Origin of the sequence: Vibrio panuliri (assembly GCF_009938205.1) — a bacterium.
GTDB lineage: Bacteria > Pseudomonadota > Gammaproteobacteria > Enterobacterales > Vibrionaceae > Vibrio > Vibrio panuliri.
Window position 1 is genome coordinate 932,905 of the sequence record NZ_AP019655.1, and the last position, 13,068, is coordinate 945,972.

A 13,068-nucleotide genomic window follows, 5' to 3' on the forward strand; every position below is an offset into this window, starting at 1 on the left:
TCCCTTTCTCTTTGGTGGGTATTAGCGACTGGTCTTTTCAGTACGCATCCCCATAATCAAGCTGACACACATCAGCAGCAACACTATCGTAAATGGCAATGCTGTTGAAATGGCGCCTGCCTGAAGCGCTTGAATGGCTTCTGTGCCACCGATCCAAAGCAGTGCTACCGCGATTGCACCTTCCATAAATGCCCAGAAAACGCGTTGCAATACTGGCGCATCGACTTTACCACCAGCCGTAATGCTATCGATAACCAGAGAGCCTGAGTCTGAAGAGGTGATAAAGAATACCAATACGAGTACCACCGCAATAATTGACAGCAAGTTACCCATCGGCAGCACATCGAACATTTCGAACATCGCTAGCGACACATCAGTTAAACCTTTACTTCCCAACTGACCTGCACTGTTCACGACCTGATCAATAGCCAAGCCGCCAAACACTGACATCCAAATCAAAGTCACGCTGGTTGGGACAATCAGTACTGCCGTAATAAATTCACGTACAGTGCGTCCTTTCGATACTCGCGCGATAAACATACCAACAAATGGTGACCATGAAATCCACCACGCCCAGTAGAATACCGTCCAACCTTGGAACCAAGCTTCATCCGTTCGTCCGTGAGGATTACTTAGGGGAATCAAGTTTTCTAAATACGCCATTAATGTAGTAGGAATATTGCCCAATGCAACTGCCCAACCAATCAATGCCACCAACAAGAGTAGTAAGAATGCCACGATCATGTTGATGTTACTGATCACCTTAACCCCGCCATCAATACCGCGTACAACCGACACGACAGCAAGCAAAGTAACGACCGTTATCACAACTATTTGTAATCCCAGTCCGGCATCGAAGCCAAATACATGATGAATCCCACTCGCGGCTTGTTGTGCACCTAAACCTAGAGAAGTTGCTAGTCCAAACAAGGTAGCAAGTACCGCAAGTATATCAACGATATGCCCTGCCCAACCCCATGCTCTATCACCTAACAAAGGGTAAAAGATTGAACGAATCGATAGTGGCAACCCCTTATTGTAAGCAAAGAAGGCAAGTGAAAGTGCGACCACGCCGTAGATAGCCCAAGGGTGTAAACCCCAATGGTACATGGTGGCGCCCATCGCGAGGCGCGCCGCCTCTGGCGTGTTAGCTTCGACACCCAATGGCGTTTCGTACCAACCGGTGTAATAGGCAACGGGTTCTGCCACACTCCAGAACATCAATCCAATACCCATACCGGCAGCAAATAGCATCGATAGCCAGGATATAAATGAGTAATCCGCTTTCGCCGTATCACCGCCCAAGCGAATTTTGCCCAATGGACTCAAAACCAAAACAAGGCAAAACACAACAAATAGGTTACCCGACCAGATGAACAACCAGTCAAAGCTGCCGATGATTTGCCACTTTATCCCATCCAACACGGACTTAGCAGTATGCGCATCAAGTACTAGCGCACCAATCAAAAACAACGCGATAAAACCGGCACTAATACCAAAAACAGGGTTATGAACATCAAAGCCCCACTTCTGAATATTGTCCTGCCCTATCGTGTAATCAGTACTATCAAAACTGTATTTATCAATTCCTTTAGTCATAGAATCTCTCTGTTAACTCGCTTATTCTTCTTTATCATTTAGAGCTATAAATGATTTAAAACGTGATTTAGATCTTTGATAATTACTAAACATTGTACGCTTTGTAGTGAAAAATGCCAATTTACGCAAACTTATTCATCAGAATTGCCTGTAAAGCCGGATTTATTCATTAAAACGAGTAGCGAATCGCCGCCAACCCTTATGGCAAAAGCAAACTTTTTAATTTGTAGTCTAATTATTATAGCCGCTGTAAATTTTGTTTATTTACACTTCTATTCATCAGAAATTTAGGTTATGTTCTTGAAAAATCGGCTACGTTTTAAAGGTCTATCTTGGAAAAGCACGAAGAAGTTCTGGTCTCATTAAGACAAATCATCAGAGCAATTGATCTACACTCGAAAAAACTCAGTAAAGAGTCAGGCTTAACTGCACCTCAACTGATTTTGATGCGCTCGATTAGAGAACTAGGGGAAGTGACAATTAAGCAGTTGTCTAACCACACCAACATGAGTCAAGCAACGGCCACCATCATCCTTGATCGACTGCAAAAAAACGGTTTGATTGAACGAAGACGTAGTGAAACCGATAAACGCAAAGTTCACGCCGTGCTGACTGAGCAAGGAAGAGAACGATTAGCTCAAGCACCAATGCCGCTGCAACAAAGTTTTATTAATAAGTTTCAACGCTTAGATGAGTGGGAACAAACCTTACTGCTATCTTCAGTGCAACGTTTATCTGCGATGATGAACGCCGAAGATATCGACGTAGCACCAGTTCTAGAGCTTGGCAGCATCACTAAAGCCGACTGATCCCGCCCTTCTTAGCCACTCACTCTCACAGCTTGTGGGAGTGAGCTTCTAACCAAAAACTTCCATCTATTGGAGATCATTTTGAAAACTCCCTGTATTGCTACGTGTAAGAACCAAGCCGGTATCTGCTCAGGTTGTTTGCGTACAATTAATGAAATTTCACAATGGCGCAAACTGACTCCAGAGCATCAAAGTAACAAAATCAACCAAATCAGAGGGATAAACTCTACTCACGCATGCCCCTCCTGCGGAGCGGCGAGTTTTTGTGATATCAGCGCGGGTAAAAGCCATTGCTGGTGCTTTGATATAGAAAAACGTGATTTGTCTAACACCCCGAAATTTGACAAATGCCTTTGCCGTAAGTGCTTGTCTTTATTGGATATAGAATAAAAATATCAGATTAGATTTTCTAATCCATAAAATAGAAATTTCTCTTGATTGTTCCAACCAAATCCGATTGCCTGTTAACAACGAACTCACTAATATAATAAACAGTATTGTGTCCCCATTATATTGATATGAGCTCGGTTAAGCCTTGATGGGGTTGTTCGTCTTTTAATTTTGGTTGCTCTCTATGTCTGCTTACTCAAAGCTGATTAAACTTACATTTACTATTGCAATATTGGCTGCTGTTGGCCAAATGACGCAAACAATGTACATTCCGTCCATTGGTCAGATGGCGGCTGAATTTGCCGTAAACCCAGGTAGCCTACAAGCGGTAATGGCTTGTTATTTGATTCCCTACGGACTATCGCAGTTTGTCTATGGCCCAATTTCTGATCGTTTAGGTCGAAAACCGATTATCATTTTTGGTTTAGGCCTTTATGTCTTCGGCACGCTCATCGCGCTGTTTGCTCAGAGTTATAGCGTGTTCCTTATCGGTAGCTTTATCCAAGGTCTGGGCATAGGTTGTGGTGGCGCGATGTCGCGCACTCTAGGTCGAGACTGCTACTCAGGGCCTGAGTTACACAAAGTGAACAGCTATATCAGCATGAGTATCGTGTTTTCTCCACTGCTTGCGCCTGTGCTTGGTGGCGTACTGTCGGAGAACTTCGGTTGGCGTTCAAGTTATCTATTCTTGGCCCTATTCGGCTTAGCGGTTGTGATTACAATGATGACCAGCTTTAAAGAAACTTTGCCGAAAGAGAACCGTCGCCATGAGAAAGTGAGCCAAAGCTACAAGTTTGTTTTGTCTAACAAACGCTTCCAAGGCTACTTGATTTGCTTAGTCGCGACATTCTCTGGTCTAGCCATTTTTGAAGCTGCAGCCGGCGTATTATTAGGTGGCGTACTTCAACTACCAGCCACTACGGTAAGTATCTTGTTTATCTTACCTATTCCTGGTTACTTGATTGGCTCAGCGATTTCAGGCGCATTAGCGTCACGCTACACAACAAACGGAATCTTAAACTTTGGATTAGTCGCAATAATAGCTGGCTCTATAGTGATCTTAATCCCTGGGATGATGGGAGAAACATCTGCTGTCACGTTGGTGATTGGTCCCGCTCTTTACTTTTTGGGCACGGGGATCATTTACCCATCAGCAACAACTGGGGCGATCTCACCAATACCTCATCATGCGGGCACCGGTGGTGCAGTGTTGGGAGGAATGCAAAACTTAGGCGCAGGATTTGCCACTCTGATTGCATCATTCATCCCTGCACCTAACCAACTTCCACTGGGGATCTTCATGTTGGTGATGTCACTTATTGCCGTCTATGGCTTAGTGAAAGTAAACAAATGCCCAGATAATCCGGCGGAAGCCCCAGCCACTATCTAGCAAAAAGGAGCCAATGGCTCCTTTTTTTACGCTCTGTATAACACAATTACTCGGCTAGGCTTTATCAAGTACCTCAATACCCTCTAGCGCCTTACCTTCAAACTTCACACCTTGCCAACCATGTGCAATAAAGTTACGGATGTTTTGATGGTCATGACCATCAGGATTGCCCAACACATCGACGCGATAGAATTCCCCAAACATCGCCAAAGTTTGCTCTTCACTTAATTGATGCTGCAATGCAAATGCCAAAATTTTGCAAGACCCATTGTTTTCACCCTGCGGATTTCTCATTGTTCCATTGCTAAATGCGGTTGGAGTAAATGAGTAATTTGCTTCGATCACGGCGATTGATTGAGCGAACTCAACAGAGGTTGGATTCGTTTGCAGTTGCTGTAGAAAGGACTTCAATTCCATATGATTACTATACTTTGATCAGGAGTTTGAGTGATAGTTTACTCAAATCTAAACTGCCGCTCCAGTCTCTATATGGCTAGAGTCCGTTTTTACTCCGATTCGGCGACTCATTTCACCCATTTTTACACTGTAAAACACAAAAAAACGCCGAGTCATCACTCGGCGCTTGATTTAGTTAAAGGCTACTCATCATCGATGTCGACTAGCTTAGTGTTTCCACCATGAATCTTCTCACGCTGACGCTGAACCACAGCGAAGAAACCTGGGATTAAGAACGTACCAGCGAGCAACACACAGAGTAAGCCGCCAATCAACGATATACCCAATGAGTTTTGGCTGATATGACCTGCGCCAGAGGCGAAAACCAACGGGAACATACCAAGAATAAACGACCAAGAAGTCATGTTTACTGCTCGGAAACGAAGTTTACCACCGTGTACCGCAGCTTCATCGATAGGCGAATCCTTTTCCTCACGTTCTACTTTGGCAAATTCAACAATTAGTATCGCATTCTTTGCCGCTAATGCTATGAGCAACACTAATCCTATCTGTGCGTAGAGGTTCAGTGGAATACCAGCAAGATTCAACGCGAGGAAAGAACCTAATGTCGCAACAGGCACAACTAAGATGATTGCGAGAGGAATACTCCAGCTTTCATACTGTGCCACCATAAACAGATAAATAAATGTCAGGGCTAAGGCGAAGGCGTAGATTGCTTGGTTACCCGCCAACACCTCTTGGTAGGCCATACCCGTCCATTCATATTGGTAGCCTTGAGGAAGCATTTCAGCCGCAACACGCTCCATCGCTGCAATCGCGTCACCACTAGAGTAGCCCGGAGCTGGTTGCCCTTGGATTACAGCACTTCGATACATGTTGTAACGCCAGGCAACGTCAGGCTCAAAGATCTGCTCATAGCTCACCAGTGTACTCAATGGAACCATCTTTCCGCTCGCAGAACGCAAATGGAAACGCTTTAAATCATCCATACTACTGCGATGCTCTGAATCAGCTTGCATGGTGACGCGGAAGTTCTTACCAAACATAGTAAAATCATTCACGTACAGCGAACCCAAGTTACCTTGTAACGTTTGAAAGATGCTTGATAGTGGGATGCCCAACTGCTGAGCTTTTTCGCGGTCAATATCCACATAGTAGTGCGGTACATTGGCGCGGAATGTTGAGAAAGCAAAACCAATCTCAGGTTGCTTAATCGCTTCCTCGATCACTTGGTTCATCACTATGGCTAAATCAGTGCGACTGCGACCCAACGCATCTTCCAGTACAAACTCGAAACCAGACGCCGCCCCCATTCCCGGTACAGCTGGTGGTCCCATTGCAAATACGACGGCTTGTGGCAGTTGCATTGCAGCTCGACCATTGATCCGTTGAGCGATAGCGTCAGCGGAGTGATCGCCATCTAAACCGTTTCGCGTTTCCCAATCGTGTAACTTAATAAACAACGACGCGCCATTTGATGCTGCTGCCCCGGTCATAAAGGCGAAACCATTTGCCACCGTGACCCCATCCACACCCGGTTCTTGCTCAACCATTGCAATCAGTTCTTCCGTTACCGCTTCGGTGCGAGATAACGATGCAGAATCAGGCAATTGCACGTTCACCAACAAGATGCCTTTGTCCTCTTGAGGAACGAATGCTGTCGAGGTGGTTTTCGAAAAGATGGTTACTGCCGCAACTGCAACCACAAAGAAACCAGCAAGCAGTACGGTTTTCTTAACTAAGAACCCTGCCACTTGACCGTAACGATTGGTCACCGCTTCTAGTCCACGGTTGAAGGTTTGGAACCAACGTGCGGTATTGCCACCACCTTGTTTGAGTACCAAAGCACAAAGTGCTGGTGACAAGGTTAGTGCGTTAATCGAAGAGATCACTACTGAAATACAGATGGTCAACGCAAACTGACGGTACATAATACCTGTGATACCCGGCAGCATTGCCACAGGTAAGAACACAGCCAATAGCACCAGTGTTGAGGTAACGATTGGCCCCGTAACCTCTTTCATCGCTATCAGTGTTGCTTTACGTGGCGACATTGTTGGGTCTTTTGCCATCGTGGTATCGACGTTTTCGATTACGAGTATCGCATCATCAACCACGATACCAATCGCAAGAATCAATCCAAATAGGGTCACCGTATTGATAGTAAAACCGGTCATCTGCATGACGGCAAAGGTACCAATTAACGAAACCGGAATGGCAACTACCGGGATCAAAGTCGCGCGAGCACTACCTAAGAACATATAGGTCACGGCAATTACCAGCAAAATAGCCTCAATCAGCGTTTTCACTACCCCTTTGATCGACTCAGCAACAAACACCGTGGTGTCGTAACTGGTCTCGTAACTCATTCCTTCTGGGAAATTGACACTCAACTTGTCAAGCAGTTCCATAACCGCTTGACCACTCTCAAGCGCGTTCGCATCTGATTGCAGCGACAGTGCGACAATGGAAGCGTCTTGCCCACGGAACAGACCGCTACCATCGTAGAACTTCTTGCCTAACTCAACCCGTGCGACATCTTTTAGGTAGACGGTTGAACCGTCGCTGTTCGCTCGTAATACAACATTTTCAAACTCGCCAACAGATTCTAAACGTCCCTTGGTTACGAGGTTAAATTGCACTTCCTGAACATCATTGTATGGCGCAGCGCCCACACGTCCCGCAGCCACTTGCACGTTTTGCTCTGCCAGTGCTGAATATATGTCGGTGGTGGTTAACTTAAGGCTCGCCATTTTTTCAGGATCAAGCCAAACACGCATTGCGTATTCACCGCCACCGATAACATTAACTTCGCTGATGCCTTTTACTCGAGCCAACTGGTCTTTGACGTTTAAATTGATGTAGTTAATCAGAAATTGGTCATCGTATTTACCATCTGGCGAATAGAAGTTGAGTACCATTAGTAAGTCAGGTGAACGCTTTTTCACCGTAATACCGACCATACGAACTTCTTGAGGCAGCTTGGACTCAATTTGAGACACGCGGTTTTGTACGTTAACCTGCGCCATGTCTGGGTCAGTACCTACATCAAAGGTCACGTTGAGACTGTATGAACCATCGTTGGCGCTCTTGGAAGACATATAGATCATGTTTTCCACGCCATTCACCGCGGCTTCTAACGGGTCGGCGATGGCTTCCTCCACCACCTCAGCGCTCGCGCCAGTATAGTAGGCATTCACACTGACTGAAGGAGGGCTAATTTTGGGATACTCGGCAACGGGCAAGATCGCCAAAGAGATCAAGCCCGCCAGAGTCAAAATGATTGAAATAACCAGCGCAAACTTAGGACGCTGAATAAAGAATCGACTTAACATTCAGCCTCCGTTAGTTTGCTTGTTTTGGCGCATCGAATCGAACCGGCACGCCGTTGCGAACGCGTTGAAGGCCTTGGGTAATCACACTATCAGAGTCGGTGAGACCTTGGTGGACAATCACCCCTTCGTCAAGTTGCTTGCCCAGTTCAACGTTGCGTCGTTCAGCAATATTGCCCTCGGCAACCACCATGACAAAATGCCCTTCTAAGTCTGTCTGCACCGCTCGACGAGGCACCAACAACACCTCTCTTGGCGTTACTTCTCGCAGCTCAACACGAATATGCTGGCCAGGTAACAATCGATAATCTGGGTTTGGCACCACGGCGCGCATAGCAATGGTCCCCGTGTCGAGGTCGATACGGTTACCTAGATAGTCCAAGGCGCCCAGATGCTCAAACGGCTGGCCGTTTTCTAAAATCAGTTGTACCTCAGCTGCTTGGCTATCCTCTCCACCATCGCCTTTATATCTATCCATGCCTAACTCTAAGCGTTCACGTTCACTGATACTAAAGCTGGTATGGATAGGATCAAGGCTGACTAAAGTGGTTAAAATACCTGACTGAGGCGAAACTAAATCACCAGTACTAACTTCACTTGAACTGATTCGGCCTGAAAATGGCGCGCGAATTTCCGTGTAAGAGAGGTTAACTTGAGCAAGGTTTAACTGCGCCTTCGCGGATTCCTTTTGCGCTTCAGCGCCCAGTAGAGTCGCGGTCAAATTATCAAACTCTGATTGGGAGATACTCCCTTTGGGCAACAAGTTCTTACCTCGATTAAAGTCCAACTGGGCTTTTTTTAGTGCCGCATTTGCTTGAGCTAAGTTCGCATTTGCCGCGGCCAGCTGTGCTTCGAAAGATGAAGGCTCGATGGTGAACAGCAGTTGGCCTTTTTCGACCATCTGCCCTTCTTCAAAATGACGATGCTGCAGGTAACCCGACACCTGAGCGATAATATTTGTATCTTCGACAGCTTCGACACGCCCAATATAGGATTTGCCTTGCTGGTGAGAGGTTGAAACTACCGGCTCCGCGACAACCAACGGCGCTTGTGCTTGAGTTTGCTTTGGCGTGCTATCACCACACCCGGATATAAACAGCGCACTGACAAGCGCCGTTGCAATAAGGTTCTTTTTCATGAAAATACCGCTAGATAAGCCAATAACATAAACTTAACTAACGGTACTACGTTTTATGTCCGAGTTTTATCAAGAACCAAGGTTAATTTGTTTCAATCTATTTCGATGTCTAATAAATTGCAGATTCTTGTTTTGTCGTAATTTTATCCAATAACTGCTTGGGTGATTGCCAAGTGTAGACCAGCTCTTTAACTTGGTTACCACACGGTGCATCCCACAACCTTGCCAGCGCGTTTGTTCCGCCAATACGTTCATAGAACCCGATTGCTTGAGCATTATCTGCCATCACCTCAAGATAGACACCACTGTCTGCAAAAAACTGCTCTATCCACTTAGCCATCTCAAGAATCAACGCCTTACCTACGCCCCCACCTCGATTATCCGAGTTAACATGCAGAGCATCAATAATCGTTCCTTTTTCAAAGTCATGGTTACCAAAGGCACAAATAAAGCCGCAGAGCTCACCGTTTTCTTCGGCAATCAAAACATGCTGGTTAAATGGCGGGTTGATTAAACGCGTTTGCCAGATCACTAATCGGTCATCGATGACTTCTTCCGTTAGATAGCGTTCACCGAGTATACCTTGGTAATAAGTCTTCCAACTCTGTGCGTGCAAGTGCGCTATTCTTTCGTAGTCTTTATATTCAGCTACTTTTATTTCCATTGCCAATTCCTTTTTACTTCCTGTATGCACTCATTCCTTTATCCATACTATTCATTAACAAAAAAAAAGCAAAACATTCTAAATATATCCACATTCACAATTTGCAATATCTCTAGTTTGACTTACAACTGTACGCTGATATTCTAGCGCACAGTTGTTCGCTAAAAGGATATTTAAATGCGTAGCCGCAATAAACCGCCTCTGATCTGGCTAAATGTTCTGCTTTTTCTTATTAGCTTCGTTCTCGCGACGATCGTCACACCTTGGTATGGATACGAGTACGGGCTTGGTGCCGAGCACTGGATTTGGCTGGTAATCACATTCTCATTCTGCAACCTATCAATTACCACCGGTTACCATCGTCTTTGGTCGCACAAAACCTATCAAGCTCATCCAGCATTGAGAGCCGTGTTTGCTATTGGCGGTGCTTTTGCTCTGCAAAACAGCGCGCTCCATTGGAGTTCTGATCACCGCGTTCATCACAAGCATGTCGATAACAATGATAAAGATCCCTATTCTGCCAAACGGGGATTTTGGTTCTCTCATATTGGCTGGATGTTGAGAAACTACAACAACGACACGTATAGTGATTACAGCAACTGCCGTGACTTACAAAAAGATGCCATTGTGATGTGGCAACACAAGCACTACCTATTACTGGCGCTTGCCACAAACCTCGGGATCCCTCTCCTACTTGGCGTTATCTATGGTGATATTGTTGGAATGTTACTTGTGGTTGGCGCGCTGAGATTGGTACTGAGTCATCATACGACTTTCTTTATCAACTCTTTGGCCCATATTTGGGGGCGACAGCCCTATACGGACAAAAATACTGCTCGTGATAACGGTATTTTAGCCTTCTTCACCTTCGGTGAGGGTTACCATAACTATCATCATATATTCGAAAACGACTATCGTAATGGGATTTATTGGTGGCAATACGATCCCACCAAATGGTTAATCAAAACGTTCCAGTGGCTAGGGTTGGCTGACAAGCTTCGCATTACACCTAGCCTTAAAATAGAGCAAGCCAAAGCCAAACAAGCGTTAAAGCGCGCAATGGCGCGTCTTGATCAACATCCAGAAAAACTGAAACTTAAGGTAACCTTGCAGCAAGAATTCGATATGTTAATGAACAAACTCAATGATTTTTATGCGTTGAAAAAGCAAATCGTTGAGCAGAAGCGCAGCAACTTAGTCGAAAAATATGAGCGTTCGCTATTGTTGATTCGTTACCGAGAAATGAAAGCGGAGTTTAAGGCCCAGCAAAAAAGTTGGCAGCTCGCTCTAACTCATTGCTAATAGAGTCGTACCACGAAGGGAGCATACGTTGCTCCCTTTCGTGATTAAAATCACATTGAAATTTAGTATTTCCGCTTATTAAATGCATTGGATAATGTTTCTTTTGGAAATAGTGAAGTACATTTTTGGAAAAAATGACAAAATAACAAATAATTATCTAATTGAAACTTCACATTATTTTTAAATATCCTCGACTTTATCCTGCTGTATTCTCGACTGACCGTGCCCATCTATCTAGCCTCTAATCCTGTTTGTTATTAAACTGTGAATTCAAACTATTAAGCCAGCGACTAAATCGTAAGCCAAGCAGGAAGCCTATGAATACCCAAGCATTAATTGCTCAATTTGAGCAAATCATTGGTAAAGAGAATGTCTTAACTCAAGAAAACAAAACCGAGTATTACCGTTCGGGTTTTCGCTCCGGTAAAGGCAAAGCTTTAGCAGTACTCTTCCCTACATCCTTAGTTGAGCAGTGGCGCTTACTTGAGGCGGCAGTGGCAGCAAACTGCATCATCATTATGCAAGCGGCTAAAACAGGTCTTACCGAGGGCTCTGCACCTAGTGGGGATGACTATGATCGAGAAGTGGTCATCATCAATATCACTCGCATCAAAACCCTGCACTTAGTCGATGGCGGCAAACAGATTGTCAGCTTACCTGGCGTCAGTCTTCATCAATTAGAAAAATCTCTTAAAACCGTTAATCGAGCGCCTCACTCCGTCATTGGCTCCTCTTCTATCGGTGCAACTGTGGTTGGCGGCATTGCCAACAACTCAGGTGGGGCATTGGTTAAACGCGGCCCTGCATACACAGAGCTCGCGCTGTTTGGTCAAGTCACTAAAGAGGGCAAACTTGAGTTAGTCAATCACCTTGGTATCGATGGCTTAGGCGATACGCCAGAAGAAATTCTGACCAATGTTGAACAAGGTAACTTCACCCCTCAACAGGTTCAACATACGACAGCGATGGCTTCCGATCGTGAATATGATGAGCGTGTTCGAGACGTCGATGCTGAAACGCCATCACGCTTTAACGCAGATTCACGCCGCCTGTTTGAAGCAAGTGGTTGTGCTGGTAAATTGGCCGTCTTTGCGGTTCGAGTGGATACTTATCCGGTTCCAGAAAAAGAGCAACTGTTCTATATCGGTTGTAATGATCCTGCAAAGCTGACAATGCTACGTCGTGACATGTTAAGCCAGTTTGAAAACCTTCCCGAAATGGGCGAATACATGCATCGCGATATTTTCAACTTAGCAGAAGAGTATGGCAAAGATGTGTTTCTTTCTATCCATCACCTTGGTACCGACAATCTACCTAAGTTCTTTGCACTCAAAGCAAAAGTAGAGAGCCTACTTAAACGCATTCCGTTTATATCCAAAGACTTACCAGACATCACGCTTTACTGGTTAAGCAAACTGTTTCCTCAACACTTACCTAAACGAATGCTCGATTTCCGCGACAAATATGAACACCACCTGATCTTAAAAATGAGCGATGGTGGCATTGATGAAGCTAAGCAATATCTTGAAAATATTTGGTCAAAACAACCTGATTGTGAGTTTTTTGTTTGCAGTGCCGACGAAGGGAAAAAGGCACTCCTGCATCGCTTCGCTGCAGCAGGGGCCGCGATCCGCTACGAAGCGGTTCACTCTAAAGAGGTCGAGGAGATTCTCGCGCTGGATATCGCCTTGCGCCGCAACGATATTGATTGGGTTGAGCAACTGCCAGAAGAAGTCACAAAAGATATGGTGATGGCGCTCTATTACGGTCATTTTATGTGCCATGTATTCCATCAAGACTATATTTTCAAAAAAGGTGTCGATACCAAGAAAATGAAGTCATTGATGCTACAACTGCTAACTGACAAAGGCGCAAAATACCCAGCAGAGCATAATGTTGGACATCTATACGAGGCTGAAAAACAGTTGCAAGAGTTCTATCACTCACTGGATCCCACTAATACCTTTAACCCGGGCATTGGCAAAATGACCAAGTACAAACGTAACTGCAGTTGCTGTGGTTAGGCG

10 protein-coding genes are annotated in these 13,068 nt (G+C 45.1%); 5 read left to right on the forward strand and 5 right to left on the reverse strand.

Annotation, left to right across the window (positions count from 1 at the left end):
- Positions 1-21: 21 nt before the first annotated feature.
- The gene (locus GZK95_RS18960; protein WP_161987234.1) at positions 22-1,599 is read right to left on the reverse strand and encodes a BCCT family transporter; all 1,578 of its coding nucleotides are present in this window, start codon (positions 1,597-1,599) and stop codon (positions 22-24) included.
- A gap of 332 nt (positions 1,600-1,931) precedes the next feature.
- Here GZK95_RS18960 and GZK95_RS18965 point away from each other — a divergent pair, with 332 nt between their 5' ends.
- The 3 genes from GZK95_RS18965 to emrD all read left to right on the forward strand — a co-directional run bounded on the left by GZK95_RS18965 (position 1,932) and on the right by emrD (position 4,188).
- Complete coding sequence (locus GZK95_RS18965; protein ID WP_075710956.1) at positions 1,932-2,408, forward strand: MarR family winged helix-turn-helix transcriptional regulator; 477 nt, start codon at positions 1,932-1,934, stop codon at positions 2,406-2,408.
- Positions 2,409-2,489: 81 nt separating this feature from the next.
- Positions 2,490-2,798 carry a cysteine-rich CWC family protein gene (locus tag GZK95_RS18970; protein ID WP_075715681.1) on the forward strand — a complete coding sequence of 103 codons (309 nt, stop codon included), beginning with the start codon at positions 2,490-2,492 and terminating at the stop codon, positions 2,796-2,798.
- 184 nt (positions 2,799-2,982) lie between these two features.
- Complete coding sequence (emrD, locus tag GZK95_RS18975) at positions 2,983-4,188, forward strand: multidrug efflux MFS transporter EmrD (protein WP_075715680.1); 1,206 nt, start codon at positions 2,983-2,985, stop codon at positions 4,186-4,188.
- A gap of 54 nt (positions 4,189-4,242) precedes the next feature.
- Here emrD and GZK95_RS18980 read toward each other — a convergent pair whose 3' ends face one another.
- From GZK95_RS18980 to GZK95_RS18995, 4 genes are all read right to left on the reverse strand, one after another.
- Entirely contained in the window at positions 4,243-4,605 is a 363-nt protein-coding gene (locus tag GZK95_RS18980) for a HopJ type III effector protein (protein WP_075715679.1), read from the reverse strand.
- Positions 4,606-4,787: 182 nt separating this feature from the next.
- Positions 4,788-7,940 (reverse strand): efflux RND transporter permease subunit, encoded by a 3,153-nt coding sequence (locus GZK95_RS18985; protein ID WP_075715678.1) that lies wholly within the window; start codon positions 7,938-7,940, stop codon positions 4,788-4,790.
- 10 nt (positions 7,941-7,950) lie between these two features.
- On the reverse strand, positions 7,951-9,075 hold the full coding sequence (locus tag GZK95_RS18990; protein ID WP_075707071.1) for an efflux RND transporter periplasmic adaptor subunit: 1,125 nt from the start codon (positions 9,073-9,075) through the stop codon (positions 7,951-7,953).
- A 109-nt stretch (positions 9,076-9,184) separates the two neighbouring features.
- Positions 9,185-9,739 (reverse strand): GNAT family N-acetyltransferase, encoded by a 555-nt coding sequence (locus GZK95_RS18995; RefSeq protein ID WP_075715677.1) that lies wholly within the window; start codon positions 9,737-9,739, stop codon positions 9,185-9,187.
- 177 nt (positions 9,740-9,916) lie between these two features.
- Here GZK95_RS18995 and GZK95_RS19000 point away from each other — a divergent pair, with 177 nt between their 5' ends.
- Together GZK95_RS19000 and dld are read left to right on the forward strand one after the other, a co-directional pair.
- The gene (locus GZK95_RS19000) at positions 9,917-11,041 is read left to right on the forward strand and encodes a fatty acid desaturase (RefSeq protein ID WP_075715676.1); all 1,125 of its coding nucleotides are present in this window, start codon (positions 9,917-9,919) and stop codon (positions 11,039-11,041) included.
- A gap of 317 nt (positions 11,042-11,358) precedes the next feature.
- On the forward strand, positions 11,359-13,065 hold the full coding sequence (dld, locus tag GZK95_RS19005) for a D-lactate dehydrogenase (protein ID WP_075707065.1): 1,707 nt from the start codon (positions 11,359-11,361) through the stop codon (positions 13,063-13,065).
- The last annotated feature ends 3 nt before the right edge of the window (positions 13,066-13,068 follow it).

Coding starts and splice junctions, on each gene's coding strand:
- GZK95_RS18985 (WP_075715678.1), bottom strand. CDS start 7,940: ATGTTAAGTCGATTCTTTATTCAGCGTCCTAAGTTTGCGCTGGTTATT.
- GZK95_RS18960 (WP_161987234.1), bottom strand. CDS start 1,599: ATGACTAAAGGAATTGATAAATACAGTTTTGATAGTACTGATTACACG.
- GZK95_RS18990 (WP_075707071.1), bottom strand. CDS start 9,075: ATGAAAAAGAACCTTATTGCAACGGCGCTTGTCAGTGCGCTGTTTATA.
- dld (WP_075707065.1), top strand. CDS start 11,359: ATGAATACCCAAGCATTAATTGCTCAATTTGAGCAAATCATTGGTAAA.
- GZK95_RS18995 (WP_075715677.1), bottom strand. CDS start 9,739: ATGGAAATAAAAGTAGCTGAATATAAAGACTACGAAAGAATAGCGCAC.
- GZK95_RS18980 (WP_075715679.1), bottom strand. CDS start 4,605: ATGGAATTGAAGTCCTTTCTACAGCAACTGCAAACGAATCCAACCTCT.
- GZK95_RS19000 (WP_075715676.1), top strand. CDS start 9,917: ATGCGTAGCCGCAATAAACCGCCTCTGATCTGGCTAAATGTTCTGCTT.
- emrD (WP_075715680.1), top strand. CDS start 2,983: ATGTCTGCTTACTCAAAGCTGATTAAACTTACATTTACTATTGCAATA.